At 73.7% G+C, this 21,906-nt stretch carries 19 protein-coding genes and 1 pseudogene; 11 read left to right on the forward strand and 9 right to left on the reverse strand.

The genetic code is table 11. The features are described 5' to 3' along the window. Nucleotides 1-8 precede the first annotated feature (8 nt). Both ACZ45Q_RS26875 and ACZ45Q_RS26880 read left to right on the forward strand, forming a co-directional pair. The gene (locus tag ACZ45Q_RS26875; protein ID WP_468265890.1) at nt 9-1,610 is read left to right on the forward strand and encodes an MFS transporter; all 1,602 of its coding nucleotides are present in this window, start codon (nt 9-11) and stop codon (nt 1,608-1,610) included. A gap of 452 nt (nt 1,611-2,062) precedes the next feature. Continuing rightward, the gene (locus ACZ45Q_RS26880; protein ID WP_468265892.1) at nt 2,063-3,253 is read left to right on the forward strand and encodes an acyl-CoA dehydrogenase family protein; all 1,191 of its coding nucleotides are present in this window, start codon (nt 2,063-2,065) and stop codon (nt 3,251-3,253) included. Nucleotides 3,254-3,297: 44 nt separating this feature from the next. Here ACZ45Q_RS26880 and ACZ45Q_RS26885 read toward each other — a convergent pair whose 3' ends face one another. Beyond that, a complete protein-coding gene (locus tag ACZ45Q_RS26885; protein WP_468265894.1) occupies nt 3,298-3,735 on the reverse strand; it encodes a cell division protein SepF in 438 nt (145 codons plus the stop codon). 291 nt (nt 3,736-4,026) lie between these two features. Here ACZ45Q_RS26885 and ACZ45Q_RS26890 point away from each other — a divergent pair, with 291 nt between their 5' ends. The 4 genes from ACZ45Q_RS26890 (at nt 4,027) to ACZ45Q_RS26905 (ending at nt 8,790) form a co-directional block, all read left to right on the forward strand. Beyond that, complete coding sequence (locus ACZ45Q_RS26890; RefSeq protein ID WP_468265896.1) at nt 4,027-5,304, forward strand: DUF5685 family protein; 1,278 nt, start codon at nt 4,027-4,029, stop codon at nt 5,302-5,304. Nucleotides 5,305-5,341: 37 nt separating this feature from the next. Then, complete coding sequence (locus tag ACZ45Q_RS26895) at nt 5,342-6,142, forward strand: DUF1684 domain-containing protein (RefSeq protein WP_468265898.1); 801 nt, start codon at nt 5,342-5,344, stop codon at nt 6,140-6,142. Between the two features lie 230 nt (nt 6,143-6,372). Continuing rightward, nucleotides 6,373-7,281 (forward strand): S1 family peptidase, encoded by a 909-nt coding sequence (locus ACZ45Q_RS26900; RefSeq protein ID WP_468265900.1) that lies wholly within the window; start codon nt 6,373-6,375, stop codon nt 7,279-7,281. A 426-nt stretch (nt 7,282-7,707) separates the two neighbouring features. Then, nucleotides 7,708-8,790, forward strand: a complete 1,083-nt coding sequence (locus ACZ45Q_RS26905) for a S1 family peptidase (protein WP_468265902.1) — start codon at nt 7,708-7,710, stop codon at nt 8,788-8,790. Between the two features lie 73 nt (nt 8,791-8,863). On the opposite strand, the gene ACZ45Q_RS26910 is transcribed toward ACZ45Q_RS26905, so the two are convergent. Further along, nucleotides 8,864-9,931 carry an ABC-2 transporter permease gene (locus ACZ45Q_RS26910; RefSeq protein WP_468265904.1) on the reverse strand — a complete coding sequence of 356 codons (1,068 nt, stop codon included), beginning with the start codon at nt 9,929-9,931 and terminating at the stop codon, nt 8,864-8,866. Nucleotides 9,932-10,098: 167 nt separating this feature from the next. Between ACZ45Q_RS26910 and ACZ45Q_RS26915 the strand changes: the two genes are divergently transcribed. After that, nucleotides 10,099-13,689, forward strand: a complete 3,591-nt coding sequence (locus ACZ45Q_RS26915; RefSeq protein WP_468265906.1) for a DNA polymerase III subunit alpha — start codon at nt 10,099-10,101, stop codon at nt 13,687-13,689. Further along, nucleotides 13,686-14,654: a DNA polymerase Y family protein gene (locus tag ACZ45Q_RS26920; RefSeq protein ID WP_468265908.1), complete on the forward strand. Its 969-nt coding sequence runs from the start codon at nt 13,686-13,688 to the stop codon at nt 14,652-14,654. The genes ACZ45Q_RS26915 and ACZ45Q_RS26920 overlap by 4 nt, the downstream gene beginning before the upstream one ends. A gap of 43 nt (nt 14,655-14,697) precedes the next feature. Here the strand turns inward: ACZ45Q_RS26920 and ACZ45Q_RS26925 are convergent. Then, nucleotides 14,698-14,874 (reverse strand): annotated as a pseudogene (locus tag ACZ45Q_RS26925) (cupin domain-containing protein); the annotation flags it as partial. A gap of 212 nt (nt 14,875-15,086) precedes the next feature. Between ACZ45Q_RS26925 and ACZ45Q_RS26930 the strand changes: the two are divergent. Then, complete coding sequence (locus ACZ45Q_RS26930; RefSeq protein ID WP_468265910.1) at nt 15,087-15,947, forward strand: esterase/lipase family protein; 861 nt, start codon at nt 15,087-15,089, stop codon at nt 15,945-15,947. Between the two features lie 69 nt (nt 15,948-16,016). Here the strand turns inward: ACZ45Q_RS26930 and ACZ45Q_RS26935 are convergent, their stop codons facing one another. After that, nucleotides 16,017-17,087, reverse strand: coding sequence for a lytic polysaccharide monooxygenase auxiliary activity family 9 protein (locus tag ACZ45Q_RS26935; RefSeq protein ID WP_468265912.1), 1,071 nt, complete (start codon nt 17,085-17,087; stop codon nt 16,017-16,019). Between the two features lie 172 nt (nt 17,088-17,259). On the opposite strand from ACZ45Q_RS26935, the gene ACZ45Q_RS26940 reads away from it, so the two are divergent. Beyond that, the gene (locus ACZ45Q_RS26940; RefSeq protein WP_468265914.1) at nt 17,260-17,709 is read left to right on the forward strand and encodes a GNAT family N-acetyltransferase; all 450 of its coding nucleotides are present in this window, start codon (nt 17,260-17,262) and stop codon (nt 17,707-17,709) included. Between the two features lie 47 nt (nt 17,710-17,756). Here ACZ45Q_RS26940 and ACZ45Q_RS26945 read toward each other — a convergent pair whose 3' ends face one another. From ACZ45Q_RS26945 to ACZ45Q_RS26955, 3 genes are all read right to left on the reverse strand, one after another. Beyond that, complete coding sequence (locus tag ACZ45Q_RS26945; RefSeq protein ID WP_468265916.1) at nt 17,757-17,891, reverse strand: hypothetical protein; 135 nt, start codon at nt 17,889-17,891, stop codon at nt 17,757-17,759. 143 nt (nt 17,892-18,034) lie between these two features. Continuing rightward, on the reverse strand, nt 18,035-18,535 hold the full coding sequence (locus ACZ45Q_RS26950) for a ribonuclease FAU-1 family protein (protein WP_468265918.1): 501 nt from the start codon (nt 18,533-18,535) through the stop codon (nt 18,035-18,037). Further along, nucleotides 18,516-19,445, reverse strand: a complete 930-nt coding sequence (locus ACZ45Q_RS26955) for a GNAT family N-acetyltransferase (RefSeq protein WP_468265920.1) — start codon at nt 19,443-19,445, stop codon at nt 18,516-18,518. The genes ACZ45Q_RS26950 and ACZ45Q_RS26955 overlap by 20 nt, the downstream gene beginning before the upstream one ends. Before the next feature lie 71 nt (nt 19,446-19,516). Between ACZ45Q_RS26955 and ACZ45Q_RS26960 the strand changes: the two genes are divergently transcribed. After that, on the forward strand, nt 19,517-19,882 hold the full coding sequence (locus tag ACZ45Q_RS26960; protein WP_468265922.1) for a GntR family transcriptional regulator: 366 nt from the start codon (nt 19,517-19,519) through the stop codon (nt 19,880-19,882). Here the strand turns inward: ACZ45Q_RS26960 and ACZ45Q_RS26965 are convergent. Next, nucleotides 19,873-20,700 (reverse strand): DUF72 domain-containing protein, encoded by an 828-nt coding sequence (locus ACZ45Q_RS26965; protein ID WP_468265924.1) that lies wholly within the window; start codon nt 20,698-20,700, stop codon nt 19,873-19,875. The two genes, ACZ45Q_RS26960 and ACZ45Q_RS26965, sit on opposite strands and share 10 nt — an antisense overlap. 20 nt (nt 20,701-20,720) lie before the next feature. Further along, a complete protein-coding gene (locus ACZ45Q_RS26970) occupies nt 20,721-21,815 on the reverse strand; it encodes a DUF5925 domain-containing protein (RefSeq protein ID WP_468265926.1) in 1,095 nt (364 codons plus the stop codon). Nucleotides 21,816-21,906 lie beyond the last annotated feature (91 nt).

The raw sequence follows: 21,906 nt of genomic DNA on the forward strand, positions 1-21,906 counted from the left end.
GTACGTACATGTCCGGGACGACCACGGCTGCCGTCGGGCTGCGCCGTCGGGCGGCCGGGGCCGGTGCCAACCGCTGGGTGGTGCTCGTCGTCCTCTGCGTCAGCCTGCTGCTGGTCGCCGTCGACGCCACCGTGCTGCACGTGGCGGTGCCCGCCGTCACCGAGGACCTCAGGCCCGGCGCGATCGAACTGCTCTGGATCGTCGACGTCTACCCGCTCGTCTGCGCCTCGCTGCTGATCCTGTTCGGCACGCTCGGTGACCGGGTGGGCCGCAGACGGGTCCTGCTGCTGGGGTACGCCCTCTTCGGTGTCGCGTCCGCGATGGCCGCCGTGGCCGACAGCGCGCAGGTCCTCATCGTGGCCCGGGCGCTGCTCGGCGTCGGCGGGGCGATGATCATGCCGGCGACGCTGTCCATCCTGCGGCAGGTCTTCCCCGACCGGCGGGAGCGGGCGCTCGCCATCGGCATCTGGAGCGCGGTCGCCGCGGTGGGCGCCGCGGTCGGGCCGCTGCTGGGCGGCTTCCTGCTGGAGCACTTCTGGTGGGGCTCGGTGTTCCTGGTGAACATCCCGCTGATGCTGGTCAGCCTGCCGGTCGGGCGGCTGCTGCTGCCCGAGTCGAAGGGGGACGGCGAGGGGCCCTGGGACGTGGTCGGCGCGCTGATGGCGGCGGCCGGGCTGTTCGGCGTGGTGCTGGGCGTGAAGCGGCTCGGCGGCGGGGAGCCGGTGGCGAGCCTGCTGACGGTGGTGCCGCTGGTGGCGGGCGCGGGGCTGCTGGCGGCGTTCGTACGGCGTCAGCGCCGGCGCCGGCATCCGCTGGTGGACCTGCGGATGTTCAAGCGGGCCGCGTTCAGCACGTCCGTCGGGTGCATCGTGCTGGCGATGCTCGCGCTGGTGGGGCTGGAGCTGATCGCGGCGCAGTACCTGCAACTGGTGCTCGGGCTGTCGCCGCTCCAGACCGGGCTGCGGCTGCTGCCGCTGACCTTCGCGGCGATGGCGGCCGGGCTGGCCGGGGCGCGGATGCTGCGGCGGTTCGGGCCGCGGCGGATGGTGTGCGCCGGGTTCTGCCTGACGGCGGGGGCCGTGGTGCTGCTGACGGCGATGGGGCGGGACGACAACTGCGCGCTGCTGCTGACCGGGTTCGTGCTGCTGGGGTTCGGGCTGGAGACGACGCTGTTCGGCGCGTACGAGTCGATGCTGAGCGAGGCGCCGCCGGAGCAGGCGGGCGGGGCGGCGGCGATCGGCGAGACGTCGTACCAGCTCGGAGCGGGTATCGGCATTGCTCTGCTGGGAAGCGTGATGAACGCCGCGTACGCGCCCGGGCTGGCGGGTGTCGCCGGGGTGCCGGCGTCGGCGTCCGCCTCGGCGGCGCATTCGCTGGGGGAGGCGTACGAGGTCGCCGCGCAGCTCGGGGGGCCGGTCGGGGTCGCCCTGCGGGAGGCGGCGCGGGATTCCTTCGTGCACGGGCTGCACGTGACGCTGCTGGTGAGTGCGGGGTTGTTGCTGCTGGGGGCGGTGATGGCGTTGCGGTTGCCGCGGGCGATGCAGTGCGAGGCGGCGGCGGTGAGCGTGCCGGCGCCCAGGGACGCGGTGGACTCCCGCGTCTCGGTGTGACCGCCGGGGTGTTCTCCCACCCGCGCACCACCCGTTCACCGCCATCCGGCAACGAACCGTCGCCCGCGGTGGCGCGCGTCTCGCCGGCGGCTTGCGCTGCGTGGGCGGCGGCGGAGGCCGACCGATCCTCCCCGGGCACCCGGCCCACCCGCTCGACGGACACGGGAGACGGCACCGTGCGGGCGGCCGCGACGAGCAACGACCCGAACCGACGGCCCGCAGCCGCCGACGAATGCCCCGCCCCCACGGGCGAGGCCGGCCTGCCGGTTGGCGGTGAACGGGTGGGCGTGGGTGGGCGAGGCGAACGACCGACGGCCCGCACCCGCCGGCGATGGGCGCACCCCCACGGACGAGGCCAAGGGGAGAGTGGACGGGCGATGCGTCGGCGCCGTAACGTCGGGACCAGCGCTTTAGCTAGCGGTGCTAGTTAACAAGTTCCGGGAGGATATGACATGGCCTCGTCCTCGAAGCCCCCCGCGTTCGACCCCGCCGACCCCCTCGGCCTCGACGACCTGCTCGCCCCCGAGGACCTCGCCGTCCGGGACACCGTCCGCTCGTGGGCCGCCGACCGCGTGCTGCCCCACGTCGCCGACTGGTACGAGCAGGGGGAACTGCCGGACATCCGCGGGCTCGCACGCGAACTCGGCGGCATCGGGGCCCTCGGCATGTCGCTCGACGGCTACGGCTGCGCCGGCGCGAGCGCCGTGCAGTACGGCCTGGCCTGCCTGGAACTGGAGGCCGCCGACTCCGGCATCCGCTCGCTGGTCTCCGTACAGGGCTCGCTCGCCATGTACGCCATCCACCGCTTCGGCAGCGAGGAGCAGAAGCGGCGATGGCTGCCGCCGATGGCCGCCGGCGAGGTCATCGGCTGCTTCGGCCTGACCGAGCCCGACCACGGGTCCGACCCCGCCTCCATGCGGACGTACGCCAAGCGCGACGGCGGCGACTGGGTGCTGAACGGACGCAAGATGTGGATCACCAACGGATCCGTGGCCGGCGTCGCCGTCGTCTGGGCGCAGACCGACGACGGCATCCGCGGGTTCGCCGTCCCCACCGACACCCCCGGCTTCTCCGCCCCGGAGATCAAGCACAAGTGGTCCCTGCGGGCCAGCGTCACCAGCGAGCTGGTCCTGGACGACGTACGGCTCCCCGCCGACGCCGTCCTGCCGGAGGTCACCGGGCTGCGCGGCCCGCTCAGCTGCCTGTCGCACGCGCGGTACGGAATCGTCTGGGGCGCCATGGGCGCGGCCCGCAGCTGTTTCGAGGCGGCCGTGGAGTACGCGAAGTCGCGGGAGCAGTTCGGGCGGCCCATCGGCGGATTCCAGCTGACGCAGGCCAAGCTCGCCGACATGGCGGTCGAACTGCACAAGGGAATTCTGCTCGCCCATCACCTCGGGCGGCGCATGGACGCCGGCCGCCTGCGCCCGGAGCAGGTCAGCTTCGGCAAGCTCAACAACGTACGGGAGGCGATCGAGATCTGCCGCACGGCCCGGACGATTCTCGGGGCCAACGGGATCTCCCTCGAATACCCCGTGATGCGGCACGCGACGAACCTGGAATCGGTGCTCACCTACGAGGGCACCGTCGAGATGCACCAGCTCGTGCTGGGCAAGGCGCTCACCGGAATCGACGCCTTCCGGTAAGGGCCGGGGAAACAGGGGGCAGGGCCGGTGGGTACGGCCCTGCCTCAGCTCTGGTTGAAGAAACCGTCCGAACGGTGCGCGGCCGGCTCGCCGCTGATGATCTGCGTGTCGGACGGGCTCAGCAGGAACACGCGGTTGGACACCCGCTCGATCGAACCGCGCAGCCCGAAGATCAGCCCGGCCGCGAAGTCCACCACGCGCTTGGCGTCCGCGGGCTCCATGGCCGTGAGGTTCATGATGACCGGGACCCCGTCCCGGAACAGCTCGCCGATGGCCCGCGCGTCCCGGAAGCTGTCCGGGGTGACCGTGCCGATGCGGCGGCCCTTCTCCTCGGCCGAGTCCGCGGCCACCTTCACCCGCGGGTCGGTGACCCAGGCGTCCCCGGCGTCGGTGCCCTCGGAGTAGTCGTCGTCGTAGTAGCGCTCGTCATCGTTGTCGTCGACGAGGCCGAGCCACGCACTCGCCTTGCGTACCGATCCCATGGACGCCTCCTCTCACAGCGGTCTTACGTGCTTTCCGCATCCCTATGGTCATCCATGATGCGGACGTCGCGCCAAGTGGATAGACGCCGCGCGGGGGGTTTGTGACGGTACTGGTGCACAGCGAATCCGTCGAGAGTCCGTGTGTCCCAAGGGTCGTTTCCCAAACGGCTGCTGACTGTGAGTGAAATATGATTCTTCTCGGCGTACGGGTGATGGACGGGGCGTCCGGGTGAACCACCGCGGTCGATACGATGCCGCAGCTCAGCGTCGTACGAACCACGGGGGAACGTCGTGTTCGGAATCGTCAGGCCCTGCCGTCACCGGCTGGGGGAGAGGCTCACCGGCCAGTGGATGGCCCATTTGTGCGGGCTGTGCCTCGCACTGCGCGGGGACCACGGTCAGTTCGCGCGGATCGTGACGAATTACGACGGGCTTCTCATATCGGTGTTGACGGAGGCTCAGTCCTGGCGCGAGGGTCCCGGCTCGGGACGGCGCACGGCCGGACCGTGCCCGCTGCGCGGCCTGCGCACCGCCTCCGTGGCCCACGGCGAGGGCGCCCGGCTCGCGGCGGCCGTGTCCCTGGTGCTGGCCTCGGCGAAGCTCCGCGACCACGTCACCGACGGCGACGGACCGCTGGCCCGCCGGCCGGTGGCCCGCGCCGCCCGCCGGGTCGCCGCGAACTGGGAGACGGCCGGGGCCCGCACCGGCACCGCCGTCGGGTTCGACACCGCCGTCCTGGTCGACGCCGTGGACCGGCAGGCCGGCATCGAGTCGCTCGCCGGGCCCGGCACGCCGCTGCTGACGGTCACCGAGCCGACCGAGACCGCCACCGCGGCGGCCTTCGCGCACACCGCCCGCCTCGCGGGCCGCCCGCACAACGCGGCCCCGCTCGCCGAGGCCGGCCGGCTCTTCGGCCGGCTCGCCCATCTGCTGGACGCGGTGGAGGACCGCGAGGCCGACGCCGCCTCCGGTGCCTGGAACCCCCTGGCCGCCACGGGCACCCCGCTCGCCGAGGCCCGGCGGCTCGCCGACGACGCGGTGCACGGCATACGGCTGGCGCTGCGGGAGGCGGAGTTCGACGACGGTCGGCTGGTGCACCGGCTGCTGGTGCACGAGCTGCGCACCTCGGTCGACCGCGCGTTCGGCACGGCCACATGCGCGCACCGGACCGCCGGCCCCGACGCCGTCGCCGTCCCGCACCCCGCCGTCCCGCACCCCGCCGTCCCGCACCCCGCCGTCCCGCACCCCGTGGGCCCGTACGCCGCCGGCCCGTACGCGCCGCCCGGTACGGGTGCCCCGGGCGGCCCCGGTGGTCCGCCGCCGGAGCCGCCCCACCGCAACCGGCGCGGGCTGCTCGCCGGATGCGCCGTGTGGCTGGGGCTCGCCTGTACGTGCCAGATGTGCTGCGGTACGTACGAGGACCCCTGGAGCGGGGAGCGCAAGCAGAGCCCGTGCGCCAACTGCGACTGCGGCGGCTGCGGCGACTGCTGCGGCGGCTGCGAGTGCTGCGGCAACTGCTGCGGCGAGGACGGCTGCTGTGACGGCTGTGGCTGCGACTGCGGCTGCTGAGGCGCCGTCGGCCCGCCGGTGTGCCAGGGTGGCTCCCATGACGACGAACCCGTCGACGACGAACCCGTCCGAGGAGTGGCGGCGCTGGCACGAGCGGCGCGTCGCGGCGGTGACGGCGCCCTACGGACCGCTCGCGCTGACCGCCACCCACTGGCTGGACGACCATCCGGAGGGGCGACTTCCGGACATCCCCGGGAACTGGCGTGCGCAGGGTGACGCCGTGCTGCTGACCGCCGCCGCGGCGGACGGGCTGACCGTGGACGGCGAACCGCTCGACGGCGCGGTGCGGCTCGCGGCCGACCCGGGCCCGGCGAGCGCCGCCCGGGTGGCCCAGGGGCAGCGGCGGCTGGTCGTGCTGGTCCGGGAGGGCCTGTGGGGGGTGCGCGACTTCGACCCGGCCGCCGAGGCGCGGCGGGCGTTTCGCGGCATCGAGGTCACGCCGTACGACCCGCGCTGGTCGGTGCCGGGGCGGTTCACCCCGTACGGCACCGGGCGGCGCGAGGTGCGGGTGCCGAACGCCGACGGGCGCGAGCGCGGGCTCGGGCTCGGCGGTGAGCTGGCGTTCACCCTGGACGGGCGGGAGCTGACGCTTCAGGTGACGGTCGAGGAGGACGGCTCGCTGTGGGCCGTCTTCGCCGACGCCACCAGCGGCCACGGCAGTTACCGCTTCCGGTTCCTGCGCCCGGCCGCGCCGGACGCCGACGGCCGGACGACGGTCGACTTCAACCGCGCGCTGCTGCCGCCCTGCGCCTTCGCCGGCCACTTCGTCTGCCCCTTCCCGCCGCCGGGCAACACCCTCGGCGCCGGCATCGCGGCCGGGGAGCGCGACCTCCTGTAGGGCCACGGCCCGCACCGCTCGTTCACGGCACAACCCTCACAGATCGTTCAAAGCTTGACGGCCGAAAGGCACCCTTGCGCCGACCGGCCGTTCGGCCGAATACTCCCCCTCAGCGCTTGTCAGGGGCACGGCGTGTACGCAATCCGGACACCCGCTGTTTCCCTGGCTGCGCCTCACGGGCCCGCAACCCCACGACAGGGCCCCCGACTTCCCCCGTGGAGGAACGTAAAGTGAGGATCAAGCGCACCACCCCCCGCAGCGGCATCTCGAGACGGACTCGGCTGATCGCCGTATCCACCGGCCTCGTGGCCGCCGCAGCGATCGCGGTCCCCAGCGCGAACGCGTCCGAGCCCCCCGCCACCTTCAGCTCCGCCGAGCTCAAGAGCGCCAGCGGCGCCGTGCTGAAGGCCGACGTCCCGGGCACCGCCTGGGCCGTCGACAGCAAGTCCGGCCGGGTGCTGGTCACCGTCGACAGCACCGTCTCCCAGGCCGAGATCGCCAAGATCAAGAAGCAGGCCGGCGGCAACGCCGACGCGCTCACCATCAAGCGCACCCCGGGCAAGTTCACCAAGCTGATCCAGGGCGGTGACGCCATCTACGCGAGCAGCTGGCGCTGCTCCCTCGGCTTCAACGTCCGCAGCAGCAGCGGCGCCGAGTACTTCCTGACGGCCGGCCACTGCACCGACGGCGCGGGCACCTGGTACGCCAACTCCGGCCGGACCACGGTCCTCGGCTCGACCGCCGGCTCCAGCTTCCCGGGCAACGACTACGGCATCGTCCGGTACACCAACAGCTCCATCAGCAAGCCCGGCACCGCCAACGGCGTGGACATCACCCGTGCCGCCACGCCCAGCGTGGGCACCACCGTCATCCGGGACGGCTCGACCACCGGCACCCACAGCGGCCGGGTCACCGCCCTGAACGCCACCGTCAACTACGGCGGCGGCGACATCGTCTACGGGCTGATCCAGACGAACGTCTGCGCCGAGCCCGGCGACTCCGGCGGCCCGCTCTACGGCAGCAACGGCACCGCCTACGGTCTGACCTCGGGCGGCAGCGGCAACTGCCGGACCGGCGGCACGACCTTCTTCCAGCCCGTCACCGAGGCCCTGAGCGCCTACGGGGTGAGCGTCTACTAGGCCGAACCCCCCAAGGACGCAGCCGGCAGCACCACGAGCCCCCGCAGGCGACCGCCTGCGGGGGCTCATCCCTGTCCGGATCCGGTTCGTTAGCCGGTTTCAGCTCCGGTCCGGTACCCGGTCCGGAGCCCGGTCCGGGTGGCGGGGCATGGGTGAACGACGGTGCGTGAGGGGCGAGTTCAGGACAGGAGTAGACCTCACCGGTCGGTGATCGGTTCTTCGCGCCTGGTGTTTGCAGAGCGAAGGGGACTGGGCGGCAGTGGACGGTGAAGGGCGTGTGCCCGCCTTGGAGTTGTCGTGCGCACGTCTTGAAGTCGACCTTGTGTGCTACTGGCGGGTTCGGAAGAGTAAGCGCTCGTCAACCAGCCTTCCGGTCCCCGAGGTCCCCACAACCTCCCGGACCGACCCCCCACAGGAGGACGTGAGTTGAAGCACCGACGCATACCCAGGCGGCGGGCAGCCGTGGCAGGTGCGGGCATCGCCGCACTCGTCGCCGCGGGAGTCACCTTCCAGAGTGCGAACGCCAGCGAGCCCACACGGACCGCCGAGCCGAAGACCCTGTCGGTCGCGGCGGCCGGAAAGCTCGCTTCCACCCTCGTCGAGGACCTGGGCGCCGACACGGCGGGCACGTACTACGACGCCGAGGCCGAGAGCCTCGTGGTGAACGTGCTCGACCAGGCAGCCGCGCAGGTCGTCGAGGAGGCCGGCGCCAAGGCGAGAGTCGTCCAGAACTCGCTCGCCGACCTCAAGAGCGCGCGCACCACCCTCAAGCAGGACGCCACCATTCCGGGCACGTCCTGGGTCACCGACCCGACCACCAACAAGGTCGTCGTCACCGCCGACCGCACGGTCTCCGAGGCCGAGTGGGCCAAGCTGACCGAGGTGGTCGAGGGCCTGGGCGCCAAGGCGGAGCTGAAGCGCACCAAGGGCGAGTACAAGCCCTTCATCGCGGGCGGCGACGCCATCACCGGCAACGGCGGGCGCTGTTCGCTCGGCTTCAACGTGACCAAGGGCGGCGAGCCGCACTTCCTCACCGCCGGGCACTGCACCGAGGGCATCTCCACGTGGTCGGACTCCTCCGGCAACGTGATCGGCGAGAACGTCACGTCCAGCTTCCCGGGCGACGACTACGGTCTGGTCAAGTACACCGCCGACGTGGCCCGCCCGAGCGAGGTCAACCTCTACAACGGCTCCACGCAGGCCATCTCGGGCGCCGCCGAGGCCACCGTCGGCATGGAGGTGACCCGCAGCGGCTCCACCACCCAGGTGCACTCCGGCACGGTCACCGGCCTGGACGCCACCGTGAACTACGGCAACGGCGACATCGTCAACGGCCTGATCCAGACCGACGTCTGCGCCGAGCCCGGCGACAGCGGCGGCTCGCTCTTCTCCGGCGACAAGGCGGTCGGCCTCACCTCCGGCGGCAGCGGCGACTGCACCTCCGGCGGGGAGACCTTCTTCCAGTCGGTGACGGAGGCCCTGTCGGCCACCGGGACGCAGATCGGCTGATCCCCCCACGGCACCCCGTGGAAGTCCCGCCCCGCGCGCGAGGGGCGGGACTTCCGTGTGCCGGTGCCGCCCGTCAGGCCACCTGGGTGGGCAGTTCCCCGCTCTGCCGCCGCCGGCGCAGCCCCGCCGCCAGCAGCGTGACCAGGACGCCGCCCGCCGCCCATGCGGAGAGCACCAGCAGCGGGCCGGTCAGGGCGTGTCCCTCGAAGTACGCGATCGAGCGTGCCGCCCAGGTGCCCGCGCCCGGGGGCAGTGCCGGGCCGATCGCCGCCCAGAACGGCGGCAGCATCGGCAGCGGGAAGGCGCCGCCCGCGCTCGGGTTGCCGGCGATCACCACGAGCAGGATCGCCAGCCCGATGCCGACGATCCCGAAGACGCCCTGGAGCGCGAGCGTGGCCGCGCCGACCGCGAAGGTGATCAGCGCCCCCAGCCCCCACAGCGCCGCCACGCCGCCGGGCAGGGCGTCCAGGACCGGCCCGACGATCACCGCACCGCCCAGTCCGCCGACCACCGACACCAGCGCCATCACCAGCAGCCGGATCGTCGCGCGGCGCGGGTCGGCGGGCCGGGCGCCGGTGCTGATGGCCAGGATCGAGGCGCACAGGTAGCCGCCGACGCACCAGCCGACGACGAGGTAGAAGGACGACAGCCCGTCGAAGTCCCGCGGCGAGGCCGGGGCCACGTCGACCGTCCGCAGGGTGCGTCCCTGGGCGGTCTCCAGACGGGTGACCAGGCCTTCCAGGGTGGAGGCGAGGACGGTGCCGCCGCCGGAGGCGACCAGGAGCGTGTCCCGGTCGCCGGCCGGGTCCAGGACCAGGGCGCCGTCGATCTCCCGGTCCATGATCTGTTTCCGCGCGGTCGCCTCGTCGGCCACCGCGCGCGGGTCCAGCGGTGAGCCGGGCAGCCGCTCCAGCCGCGTCACCGCCTGGTCCGCGGCGGCCGGGGGCGCGACCACCCCGAAGGGCACGTCCCTGGGCTTCGGGTCGTGCAGCGCTCCGACGTAGGAGGCGACGAACAGCAGCTGGAGTGCGATCACGCCGAGCACGAGCAGCGTGGCCCGGGGGGTGACGGCGTCCTGCACCTCACCGAGGAATGAGCCGCGGGGGCCGTGCGGAGGTCCGGCGGAGGTGGTCCGTGTCATGTCCCCACGGTCCGGGGAGCCGGGCGTTTGCGCAGGTGGGACGGGGCCGAACGGATGTCGCACACGCTTTCGAAAATTGGTCTATGGTGGGGGTGGGGTAGCTGGGAACAGATGTTCGAAAGAGGCCTCGGTCCGACGTCGGAAGCTCACGAGTGCAGGAGGTGCGTGTGCCAGGGTTCACGCATCTGCACACCGTCTCCGGGTTCTCCCTGCGGTACGGCGCCTCCCACCCGGAGCGGTTGGCCGAGCGCGCCGCGGAGCGCGGCATGGGCGCCCTGGCCCTGACCGACCGCGACACCCTCGCGGGCTCGGTCCGCTTCGCCAAGGCCTGCGCGAAGGCGGGGGTCCGCCCGCTGTTCGGCGCGGAGCTGGCGGTGGCACCGCCCACGGCCGGAGCCGACCGCTCGGAGACCTCCGTGCGACGGGACCGGCGCCGCACCCCCGTGCGCGGCGGCGCCTTCGTCGACGAGTCGGCGCAGCGCGTCACCTTCCTCGCGCGCGACGGCGCCCGCGGCTGGGCCGAGCTGTGCCGGCTGGTGTCCGCCGCGCACGCCGACGCACGGACCGCGGCCGACACCCCGCTGCTGCCCTGGGACGGCGTCCCCGGCTCGCGGGCCCACCGGAACGGGGCCGCCCCCGTCGCCGACGGACTGACCGTCCTGCTCGGCCCCGCCTCCGACGTCGGCCGCGCCCTCGCCGCCGGGCGCCCGGACCGCGCGGTGCGGCTCCTCGCCCCCTGGCGGGAGGTGTACGGCGACGCCCTGCGCCTGGAGGCCGTCTGGCACGGCCGTACGGGCACCGGCCCCGGCTCGCTGCGGCTGGCCGCCCGGACCGTCGGCTTCGCCGCCGAGCAGGGGGTGCGGCCCGTGCTGACCAACGCCGTTCGGTACGCCGACCCCGGTCAGGGTCCGGTCGCCGACGTGCTGGACGCCGCGCGCCGGCTGGTGCCGGTCGACGCGAGCGGGGAGCTGGACTCCGGGGAGGCCTGGCTGAAGGGCGCCGACGCCATGCGGCACGCCGCCGAGCGGATCGTGGAGGCGGCGGGCTTCCGGCGCGACGCCGCACACCGCCTGCTGGAGCAGACGCAGGCGACGGCCGCCGAGTGCCTGGTCGACCCCGAGGACGACCTCGGCATCGGCACCGTCCACTTCCCCGAACCGCACCTGGTGGGCGCCGGCCGGCGCACCGCCCAGCGCGCGCTCGCCTCCCGGGCGGCGGCGGGCATGGTGCTGCGCGGGTACGACCGGCGGCGCGGCTACTGGGAGCGGGTCCGCCACGAGCTGGACATCATCGCCCACCACGGCTTCGCCTCCTACTTCCTCACCGTCGCCCAGGTCGTGGACGACGTGCGGCGGATGGGCATCCGGGTGGCGGCCCGCGGCTCCGGCGCCGGCTCCCTGGTCAACCACCTCCTCGGCATCGCGCACGCCGATCCGGTCGAACACGGGCTGCTGATGGAGCGGTTCCTGTCCAAGGAGCGGGTCGTGCTGCCCGACATCGACATCGACGTGGAGTCCGCGCGCCGTCTGGAGGTCTACCGCGCGATCATCGACCGGTTCGGCGCCGAGCGGGTGGCGACGGTCGCGATGCCGGAGACGTACCGGGTGCGCCACGCGATCCGCGACGTCGGCGCCGCGCTGTCCATGGACCCGGCCGACATCGACCGGATCGCCAAGTCCTTCCCGCACATCCGCGCCCGCGACGCCCGCGCGGCCCTCGACGAACTGCCCGAGCTGAAGGAGCTGGCCGGGGAGCGGGAGCGGTACGGGAAGCTGTGGGAGCTGGTCGAGGCGCTCGACGCCCTCCCGCGCGGGGTCGCCATGCACCCCTGCGGGGTCCTGCTCTCCGACGCCTCCCTGCTCTCCCGTACGCCGGTCGTGCCGACCAGCGGCGAGGGGCTGCCGATGGCGCAGTTCGACAAGGACGACGTCGAGGACCTCGGGCTGCTCAAGCTGGACGTGCTGGGGGTGCGGATGCAGTCGGCGATGGCGCACGCGGTCGCCGAGGTGGAACGGGCCACGGGGGAGCGGATCGACCTGGACGCGGTGCCGGACGGCGACCCGGCGACGTACGGGCTGATCCGCTCGACCGAGACGCTGGGCTGCTTCCAGATCGAGTCGCCGGGCCAGCGGGACCTGGTGGGCCGGCTCCAGCCGAGCACCTTCCACGACCTCGTGGTCGACATCTCCCTCTTCCGCCCCGGACCGGTCGCCGCCGACATGGTGCGGCCCTTCATCGAGGCCCGGCACGGGCGGGCGCCGGTGCGCTTTCCCCACCCCGACCTGGAGGAGCCGCTGCGGGGCACCTACGGGGTCGTCGTCTTCCACGAGCAGATCATCGACATCGTGGACATCATGACCGGCTGCGGGCGCGGCGAGGCCGACCGGGTGCGGCGCGGGCTGTCCGACCCGGAGTCGCAGGGGCGGATCAAGGTGTGGTTCGCCCAGCACGCGACGGCGAACGGATACGACGCGGAAACGATTCAGCGGACCTGGGAGATCGTCGAGGCCTTCGGCAGTTACGGCTTCTGCAAGGCGCACGCCGTCGCCTTCGCCGTCCCGACGTACCAGTCGGCCTGGCTGAAGACCCATCATCCGGCCGCCTTCTACGCCGGGTTGCTCACCCACGATCCCGGGATGTACCCCAAGCGGCTGCTGCTGGCGGACGCGCGGCGGCGCGGGGTGCCGATCCTGCCGCTGGACGTGAACAAGTCGGGGGTCGCACACAGGATCGAACTGGTGTCTGAATCAGGGTCGCGCTCACGCCGGCCGCCGGTATGGGGTCTCCGGCTGGCCCTGTCGGACGTGCACAACATCAGCGAGGCCGAGGCCGCGCGGATCGCCGAGGGGCAGCCGTACGCCTCCCTGCTCGACTTCTGGGAACGGGCCCGGCCCAGCAGGCCGCTGGCCGGGCGGCTCGCCCAGGTCGGCGCGCTGGACGCGTTCGGCGCCAACCGCCGCGACCTGCAACTGCACCTGACCGAGCTGCACCGGGGCACCCGCGGCGGACGCGGCGACCAGCTCCCCCTGTCCGGCGGGCGGAGGACGGCCCCCGCCGGGCTGCCCGACCTCACCTCGGAGGAGAAGCTCAGCGCCGAGCTGGGCGTGCTGTCCATGGACGCCTCGCGCAATCTGATGGACGACCACCGCAGGTTCCTCGACGAACTGGGCGTGGTCTCGGCGCGCCGGCTGCGCTCGGTGCGGCACGGCGAGACGGTGCTGGTGGCGGGCGCCAAGGCGGCCACCCAGACGCCGCCGATCCGGTCCGGCAGGCGGGTGATCTTCTCCACCCTGGACGACGGCACCGGCCTGGTCGACCTGGCCTTCTTCGACGACTCCCACGACACCTGCGCCCACACCGTCTTCCACTCCTGGCTGCTGCTGGTGCGCGGGGTGGTGCAGCGCCGCGGCCCGCGCAGCCTCAGCGTGGTGGGCGCCGCCGCCTGGAACCTCGCGGAGCTGCTGGAGGTGCGCCGGGAGGAGGGGCTGGAGGGCGTCGCGGCCCGGCTGGCCGGCACGGGCGGGCCGCCCTCCCCGGGTGACGCCCCCGGGGACGGCGCGGCTCGCCGGCGGCTCGCCGGTTCGGACGGGCGGCCGGCCCCGTCGGGTTCCGCGGCCCAGGACCCGATGGAGGGGCAGCGGACGATCCGCATGCCCACGGGGTACGAGATGCACCCCTGGGCCGATCTGCGCCCCGCGGGCGAAGGGCCCGCGGCGGGAAGGAAGTTGTGGCACCAGAGTCCGGGGAGTGCGGGATGACCATTCTCTGCGTACGTTTCCAGCTGCCGCCGACGGACGAGGCGGCCCTGCCGGGGCTGCTCGGGTTGCTGGAGGAGTTCACGCCGGTCGTCGAGGCCCTGCCGCCGGACGGGGCGCTGGCCGATCTGCGGGGCGCCGAACGGTACTTCGGGCGCACGGCCCTCGAACTGGCCGCGGTGATCCGCGTCCGTGCCCTCGCCCTGCACGGCGTCGAGTGCGCGATCGGCGCCGGGCCGGGCCCGATGCTGGCCCGCATGGCGCTCCACCAGGCCCGGCCGGGGCTGACCCGCGCCGTGCCGCCGGACGCGGTACGGGAGTTCCTCGCCGGCCAGCCCGTCGTCGCGCTGCCCGGCGTCGGCGCCGCGACCGCCCGCACCCTGTGCGAGTACGGCCTGGACACCCTCGGCCTGGTCGCCGCCGCCCCGCTGTCCACGCTCCAGCGCCTGGTGGGCGCGAAGGCGGGCCGCGACCTGCGCGAGAAGGCGAACGGCGTCGACCGGAGCCGCGTGGTGCCCAACGGGATCTCCCGCTCCCTCGCCACCGAACGCCCCTTCACCCGCGACGAACTGAACCCCGGCCGCCACCGCCGCGCCCTGCTGTCCGCCGCCGAGGAGCTGGGCTCCCGGCTGCGCAACGTCGACAAGGTCTGCCGCACCCTCACCCTCACCGTCCGCTACGCCGACCGCTCGGCCACCACCCGCACCCGCACCCTGCCCGAGCCGACCGCCCACTCGGCGGCGCTCACCCGCGCCGCCTACGGCATGTACGAGGCCCTCGGCCTCCAGCGCGCCCGGGTCCGCTCCCTCGCCCTGCGCGCCGAGGGCCTCGCCCCCGCCGAACAGGCCTCCCACCAGCTCACCTTCGACCCCGTGGACGAGAAGGTCCGCCGCATCGAGGAGGTCGCGGACCGCGCCCGGGCGAAGTTCGGCCCGAGGGCGGTGATGCCCGGCTCCCTGGCGGCATGAACCCCCACGGGCGCAGCCGGGGCCGCCCGCGGGGGAGTGAGGCTCAGCCGGCCCACGGCGGTGCGAGCCGGGTGCCGTCGGCCGGCTCCGCCACCAGGCCGACGGACGCGGTGACCCAGGTGACGGCGGTGCCGTCGCCCGGGTTCCCGACCGCGAGCGTCGCGCCGCGGCCGACGATCACCGTGTCACCCGCGGTGACGTGCTCGGTGCGGCCGTCGAGGTGATCGGCAGCACGCCCACACGCGGGCCCGGCTGGTGAGCCGTTATCACATCGCATGTATGCGGCGTCGGTTATCGCCGAGAGTTTTTACCGGCGCGTAACTTCACACCTGGACTACTCGCTCGTAACTTGACGAGTGAACAGCATCCTCGTGATCCGGATCACAGGGCGCAGAGCCGTCGCACCTTCCCGATCCGCAAGGAGATCACACGATGCTGCCCTGGAGACGAGCGTTCGGACCCCTGGCCGCGCTGCTGCTGGCCGTCGCGGTCGCCCTGGTGCCCGCCGCCGGTGCGCGGGCCGCCGCAGCGACCGGTTCCGGCTGGAACGACTACGCCTGCAGGCCCTCCGCCGCCCACCCCCGGCCCGTCGTCCTAGTCCACGGCACCTTCGGGAACTCCGTCGACAACTGGCTGGGGCTCGCCCCCTACCTGAAGGCCCGCGGCTACTGCGTCTTCTCCCTCGACTACGGGCAACTGCCCGGCGTCCCGTTCTTCCACGGCCTCGGCCCCGTCGACGCATCGGCCGAGCAGCTCGCCGCCTTCGTCGACAAGGTGCTCGCCGCCACCGGCGCCGCCGAGACCGACATCGTCGGCCACTCGCAGGGCGGCATGATGCCCCGCTACTACCTCAAGTACCTCGGCGGCGCGGCCAAGGTGAACGCCCTGGTCGGCATCGCGCCCAGCAACCACGGCACCACCCTGTCCGGGCTCACCCGCCTGCTGCCGTACTTCCCCGGTGCCGGGGACCTGCTGACCGAGCACGCCCCCGCCCTCGCCGACCAGATCGCCGGCTCGGCCTTCCTCACCAAGCTCAACGAGGGCGGCGACACCGTGCCCGGCGTCCGCTACACCGTCCTCGCCACCCGGTACGACCAGGTGGTCACGCCGTACCGCAGCCAGTTCCTGAGCGGACCCGGCGTCCGCAACGTCCTGCTCCAGGACCTCTGCCCGGTCGACCTGTCCGAGCACCTGGCGATCGGGCTGTTCGACCGGATCGCCTTCCACGCGGTGGCGGGCGCCCTCGACCCCGCGAACTCCCGGCCCACCACCTGTGCGTCCGCCTTCGAGTGAGCCGCCCGGAGGAACGCCGCGGGGCCTGCCCGGCCTGAGCCGCCGGACAGGCCCCGAGTCCGCCGGGGATCAGCGTCCGTGCCGGCCGCCGCTCACCGCGCGCCGCCGGACCGACGCGAACAGCGCCGCCGCGCCCAGCGCCAGGGCGGCGGCACCGCCGACGGCGATGTACGGCGTGGTGCTGTCGCCGCCGGTCTCGGCGAGGTTCTCGCCGGCACCGGCGGCCTTCGGCCGGTTGGCGCCGGCGTCCGCGGCGGGAGCCGCGCCACCCTCGTCCCCGGACCCGGACCCGGACCCGGTCCCGGTGTCCGAGCCCTCCCCGGCCACGCCCGCGGCCGGGTCGGCCGTCGTCTTCGCGTCGTGGTCGCCGTGGCCGTGGTTCTCGATGCTGGACTTGTCGTTGCCGGCCTCGATCTGCTCCTCGGAGGGCGCCGACGCCGTGGGTGCGGGAGCGGAGCCGCCCGCCGGTTCCGCGGCCTCGCCGCCACCGCCACCGCTGCCGCCACCGCCGAAGGCGACGTCGGAGCAGGAGTAGAACGCCTCGGGACTGTCCGACCGCTGCCAGACCGCGTACAGCAGGTGCTTGCCGCTGCGCTCGGGGAGCTTGCCGGAGAAGGTGTAGAAGCCGCCCGAGGCCGCCGGGTCGGTGGCCGTCGCCACCGGGGCGGCCAGATCCAGGTCGTCCCACGCCAGCGGCTGCGCCGGGTCGTAGCCGGGCTTGGTGATGTACACCGTGAACGTGCCCTTGTGCGGGGCGGTGACGCGGTACTTGAAGGTGTGCTCACCGCTGCTCACGCTTGTCGCCGGCCAGTCGGCACGCGCCAGGTCCATGCCCTTGAACTGCTCGTTGCCGGCACTGCACAGCTTGCCGTCCGGGATCAACTCCCGGTGCTTCCCGGCCGCGTCGCCGATCCGGATGCCGTTCCAGTCGTACAGCGCCTGGGTGCCGCCGGCCGCGACCGCCGCCTTGCACGCGGCCGACCGCGGGCTCTCCGGACCCTCGGCGTAACACTGCGAGACACGGCTGACCGGGTCGCCCATCGAACCGTGCGCGGACGCCGGGGCGGCGGACAGCGCGGTCAGGGCGAGCGGGAGGGCGCCGGCGGCGGCGACGGCGGCGACCCTGCGGGGTGCGGGCATGGGGAACTCCTCGAAAGGCTTGCTGGACTGCTCGGGCCACGGACCCGTGGGGGCGATCAGCAAGCTAGCCCCGGCAGGCCGTGAAATCGCCTGCTGAGGGCGGGTGGAGGAGATCCTTATGGTCCCGTTAAGGGAGTGCTCAGGCTCCGCTCAGGTAGCTACCGTTCGGGCCATGACGAACGAGGAGATCAGGCCGGCCCGTGCCGCCGACGTGCCCGCGGTGAAGGCGGTCACCGACGCGGCGTACCACCCCTACATCGCGCGCATCGGCGTGGTGCCCGCGCCCATGGAGGCGGACCACGCGGCGGACGTGGCGGCGGGGAGGGTGTTCGTCACCGGCGACCCCGTGGCGGGTCTCGTGGTGGTCGAGGCGCGCACGGACCATCTGTTCCTCGACAGCATCGCCGTCCACCCCGACGCGCACGGAAAGGGCGTGGGGGGACGGCTGCTGCGGTTCGTCGACGCGCACGCGCGCGCCCTCGGCCTGCCCGAGATCAGGCTCTACACCAACGCGATGATGTGGGAGAACCAGGCCATCTACCCGAAGTACGGCTACGAGGTGGTCGAACGCCGCGTGGACGGGCCGTACGACCGCATCCACTACCGCAGGCGACCGGTCTGACACGACAAAGTCCGCGCCGCGGCCGTTCCCGCCGGTCGGCCGCACCGTCAGCCGTCGGGCCACCAGGTGCGGGCGATGTCCTTGCGGACCTCCGGCCGCCCGGAGGCGAGCTGTTCGGGCTCCTCGCGGGTCCGGCGGGCGTCGGTCTTCTTCAGGGGCTTCTGCACGGTCACACGGCGCATGGCTGCCTCCTCGGGGGTCCACCGGGTTCCGCGTTTCTCCGGAGGTAGACCCCTTTCCCGAGAGTCGCCCCTCGACACATCCCTGTCAGTGGCGGGTGTCACGCATCGGCGCCCGGTGGCGCGTGTCACACCGGGAGCCGTCGTCAGGCGAGCAGCGCCGTGAAGTCCCGGCCGCGTGCCAGCCGCTCCAGCTCGTCCAGCGCGGCCACCGCCGCGGCGGCGGCCCGCGGGTCCCGCTCCGCCAGACCGCTCGCGGCGAACTCGTCCTCGTCCAGCCGCCGCACGTCACGGCCGTCCGCGGAGCGCCACAGGTCCAGGTCGAGGTCCTCCACGACCAGCTCCGTCCCCCTGAGCACCGCGGGGCGGGTGATGTCGCAGTACCAGCCCTTCAGCGCGCCGGTGCCGGACCGGACCTCCTTCACCGAGTACCACCGGTCGCGCCAGTAGTACTCGGTGAAGACGTCCCCCGGTTCGAAGCGCACGAAGCCGAAGTCACGGACGGCCCCGCCCGCCCAGTCCGCGCGGACCGCGATGCGCGTGCCGTCGTCGTGCACGAGCACGCTGTCGTAACGGATCTTCGTACGGCCCGCCTTGACCAGGACGACCTCCACCCGGCGGGGCGGCTCAGCCGAGTTCGCGGACATAGCGCACCTCCGTCGCGCAGACCTCGTAGCCGAACCACTTGTTGATCGCGAGCATCGGCCCGTTGCCGGTGTCGTTGCCGGTGAACGCCTCCGTGCATCCGGCGGCCCGGGCCCGGTGCAGCGAGGCGTTCTTGGCGAGCTTGGCCAGTCCCCGGCCCCGGAAGGCGCGGGCGGTTCCGGTCATGCCGGTGGAGTAGCGGCCCCCGCCGTCCGTGTAGGCGGCGGTGAAGGCGGCGGGCCGGCCGTCGACGACCGCCACGGTCGTCAGGTCGCGGTCGAGCAGCGGGTGCCGCCAGGTCTCGGCCAGCCACGCCTCGTAGTCGGTGAACTCCACGTCCACGTCGCTCGGTTCGTCCGCAGTCGTCTCCGCGTCCAGTTCGAACAGCGGGCGCGGGTCGTCCCCGAAGTCGGCCGCCGTGCGCAGCTCCACGCCGGGCGCCGGGGGCGGCATCGGCGGGAGCGCGCCCCCGGCCAGGTCCAGCCTGAGGAAGTGGGCGGAACGACTGCTCCGGTAGCCGCACCCCTCGGCGAAGACGCGGTTGGCCGGCTCGTCCAGCACCCACGCGAACAGCTTCACCGCGCCCTCGGCGGCCAGGTACTCCTCGGCGGTGCGCACCAGCAGCCCGCCCGCCCCCTGCCGGAGACGGTCCGGCCGCACGTAGACGTTGAGGAAGCCCTGGCCGGGCTCCGGGCTGTCGTGCACCAGGCCGACCTGGGCGGTGCCGATCACCTCGCCGTCGGCCTCCGCGACGAGCGAGCGGAACCGCGCGTCGGGGTGGGTGCGGGTGAGCGCGTGGACGACGGACTCCGGGGTGACCAGGATGAAGGGCAGGGCGAGACGCCTCACCAGGGCGAAGCCCTCCAGGTCGGACCGGACCTCGGGGCGCAGGTCGCGCACGATCACTGTCATGGGGTCGCACCGTACGCGGGCGGGCGGGTGCGCTGCCTCCGATTTTCCGGCCCGTGCGGGACAATCGCCGGGTGACCTTGAAGATCCACATCGATGACGGCGCCCCGCCCTACGAGCAGGTGCGGGCACAGATCTCCGAGCAGGCGCGGTCGGGTGCGCTCCCGGTGGGGTACCGGCTGCCGACCGTGCGGGGCCTCGCCGAGTCCCTGGGGCTCGCCGCCAACACCGTCGCCAAGGCCTACCGGGCCCTGGAGGCGGACGGGGTGATCGAGACGCGGGGCCGCAACGGCACGTTCGTCGCCGCGGCGGGGGGCGCGGCGGAGCGGGAGGTGGCGTCGGCCGCGCAGGGTTACGCGTCCCGGGCGCGGCGGCTGGGGGTGTCGGAGGAGGCGGCGTTGGACGCCGTGCGGGACGCCCTGCGGGCGGCTTACGGGTGAACGCCGTTGGGGGGCGTTTGCGGGTGCGGGTGGGGTGTGGCTGGTCGCGCAGTTCCCCGCGCCCCCAGGGGGGTTCGGGTGACCGGGTGGTTTGCGGCTCGGGCCAGGTGGGCGAACCGGATCGCGTCGTGGACGGCTGCCGCGTTCGGGTCGTTGTTGAAGTACGCGTAGACGTCGTCGCCGTCCGGCCAGGTGGTGGCGATCCGGTCGAGCCATGTGCGCAGCGACCGCTGTCCGTAGCGCGGCCAGGCGGCGGCCCGGCCCTGGTGGAAGCGGACGTAGCCCCAGCCGGTGGTGCGCCACAGGGGAGTGACCGGACGGGCACGGACGTCGGCCCAGCACAGGGCCGCGCCCCGGGACTCCAGGACGTCGCGCACCTCGTGCGTCCACCAGGAGGCGTGCCGGGGCTCCACCGCGACCCGCGTGTCCGGCGGGAAGCAGGCGAGGCAGGCGTCCAGCAGCCCCGCGTCCGCCCTGAGCGTCGGCGGCAGCTGGAGCAGCACGGGTCCCAGGCGGTCGCCGAGGCCGGCGGCGTGGGTCATCAGGCGGTGCACCGGCTCCTCCGGCTCCCGCAGCCGCTTGATGTGGGTGAGGTACCGGCTCGCCTTCACCGCGACCGTGAAGTCGGCCGGCACCCGTTCCCGCCAGGCGGCGAAGGTCTCCCGGGCCGGCAGCCGGTAGAACGCGTTGTTGATCTCCACGGTGGCGAAACCGGCCGCGTACTCCTCCAGCCACAGCCGCACCGGCAGCCCCGACGGGTAGAGCACGTCCCGCCAGTCCCGGTACTGCCAGCCCGACGTGCCGACGAACAGGGTCACACCCCCATCAAAGCACCCCGCTACAGGTACAGCCCGGCGTCCGCTCCGTCCCGCGGCTCCGGCAGTGCCGTCGGCGAGGTACCCCGGCGCAGCGCGTACAGCTCGGCCAGCGTGGCGCCCTCGCGGCCGATCCCTTCCTCGCTGCCCAGCCAGTTCACCGCCTCGGCGCGGGTCAGCGGCCCGACCTCGATGCGGGCCAGGCAGCGGCCGGGCCGGACGACGGCGGGGTGCAGCCGCTCCAGGTCCTCGTTGGTCGTCACGCCGACCAGGACGTTGCGGCCCTGGCCGAGCAGGCCGTCGGTGAGGTTCAGCAGCCGGGACAGGGCCTGTCCCGCCGTGTGCTTGGCCTCGCCGCGGATCAGCTCGTCGCAGTCCTCCAGGAGCAGCAGCCGCCAGCGGCCCCTGCCGGCCGCGTCCTCCTCGCCGATGGCGATGTCCATCAGATAGCCGACGTCGGAGAACAGCCGTTCGGGGTCGAGCACGCAGTCGACCTGGCACCAGTCCCGCCAGGACCGGGCCAGCGTGCGCAGCGCGGAGGTCTTGCCGGTGCCGGGCGGGCCGTGCAGGAGCAGCAGCCGGCCGGCGATGTCCTCCGGGGTGGTCTTCATCAGGCGGTCCATCGCGTCCGCGACCGGCGCGGTGTAGTTGGCCCGGACCTCGTCCCAGGTGCCGGCCGAGATCTGCCGGGTGGTGCGGTGCGGGCCGCGGCGCGGGGAGACGTACCAGAAGCCCATGGTCACGTTCTCCGGCTGTGGTTCGGGCTCGTCCGCCGCACCGTCCGTGGCCTGGCCGAGGACCTCCTCGGCCAGTTCGGCGCTGGTCGCCGTCACCGTGACGTCGGCGCCCCGGCTCCAGCGGGAGATCAGCAGGGTCCAGCCGTCGCCCTCGGCGAGTGTCGCGCTGCGGTCGTCGTCGCGGGCGGAGCGCAGCACGCGCGCGCCGGGCGGCAGCAGCGTCGCGCCGGAGCGCAGGCGGTCGATGTTGGCGGCGTGGGAATAGGGCTGCTCGCCCGTCGCGAAGCGGCCGAGGAACAGCGCGTCGACGACGTCGGAAGGGGAGTCGCTGTCGTCGACGTTGAGCCGGATCGGCAGGGCGTCGTGCGGGTTCACGGACATGCGGCCATGATCCGGCACGGGCACGCCCCGTGCACCCGGTTTCCGGGCGTGGCGCGTGCCCCGGGGCTCACGGGCGTGGCGTGCACACCCT

It is taken from the genome of Streptomyces sp. NPDC031049, assembly GCF_055571015.1.

What these genes read in the sequence shown, in the direction of transcription:
- ACZ45Q_RS26875 (WP_468265890.1), top strand. Translation starts at nt 9, where the DNA reads ATGTCCGGGACGACCACGGCTGCCGTCGGGCTGCGCCGTCGGGCGGCC.
- ACZ45Q_RS26880 (WP_468265892.1), top strand. Translation starts at nt 2,063, where the DNA reads ATGGCCTCGTCCTCGAAGCCCCCCGCGTTCGACCCCGCCGACCCCCTC.
- ACZ45Q_RS26885 (WP_468265894.1), bottom strand. Translation starts at nt 3,735, where the DNA reads ATGGGATCGGTACGCAAGGCGAGTGCGTGGCTCGGCCTCGTCGACGAC.
- ACZ45Q_RS26895 (WP_468265898.1), top strand. Translation starts at nt 5,342, where the DNA reads ATGACGACGAACCCGTCGACGACGAACCCGTCCGAGGAGTGGCGGCGC.
- ACZ45Q_RS26910 (WP_468265904.1), bottom strand. Translation starts at nt 9,931, where the DNA reads ATGACACGGACCACCTCCGCCGGACCTCCGCACGGCCCCCGCGGCTCA.
- ACZ45Q_RS26920 (WP_468265908.1), top strand. Translation starts at nt 13,686, where the DNA reads ATGACCATTCTCTGCGTACGTTTCCAGCTGCCGCCGACGGACGAGGCG.
- ACZ45Q_RS26930 (WP_468265910.1), top strand. Translation starts at nt 15,087, where the DNA reads ATGCTGCCCTGGAGACGAGCGTTCGGACCCCTGGCCGCGCTGCTGCTG.
- ACZ45Q_RS26935 (WP_468265912.1), bottom strand. Translation starts at nt 17,087, where the DNA reads ATGCCCGCACCCCGCAGGGTCGCCGCCGTCGCCGCCGCCGGCGCCCTC.
- ACZ45Q_RS26940 (WP_468265914.1), top strand. Translation starts at nt 17,260, where the DNA reads ATGACGAACGAGGAGATCAGGCCGGCCCGTGCCGCCGACGTGCCCGCG.
- ACZ45Q_RS26945 (WP_468265916.1), bottom strand. Translation starts at nt 17,891, where the DNA reads ATGCGCCGTGTGACCGTGCAGAAGCCCCTGAAGAAGACCGACGCCCGC.
- ACZ45Q_RS26950 (WP_468265918.1), bottom strand. Translation starts at nt 18,535, where the DNA reads ATGTCCGCGAACTCGGCTGAGCCGCCCCGCCGGGTGGAGGTCGTCCTG.
- ACZ45Q_RS26955 (WP_468265920.1), bottom strand. Translation starts at nt 19,445, where the DNA reads ATGACAGTGATCGTGCGCGACCTGCGCCCCGAGGTCCGGTCCGACCTG.
- ACZ45Q_RS26970 (WP_468265926.1), bottom strand. Translation starts at nt 21,815, where the DNA reads ATGTCCGTGAACCCGCACGACGCCCTGCCGATCCGGCTCAACGTCGAC.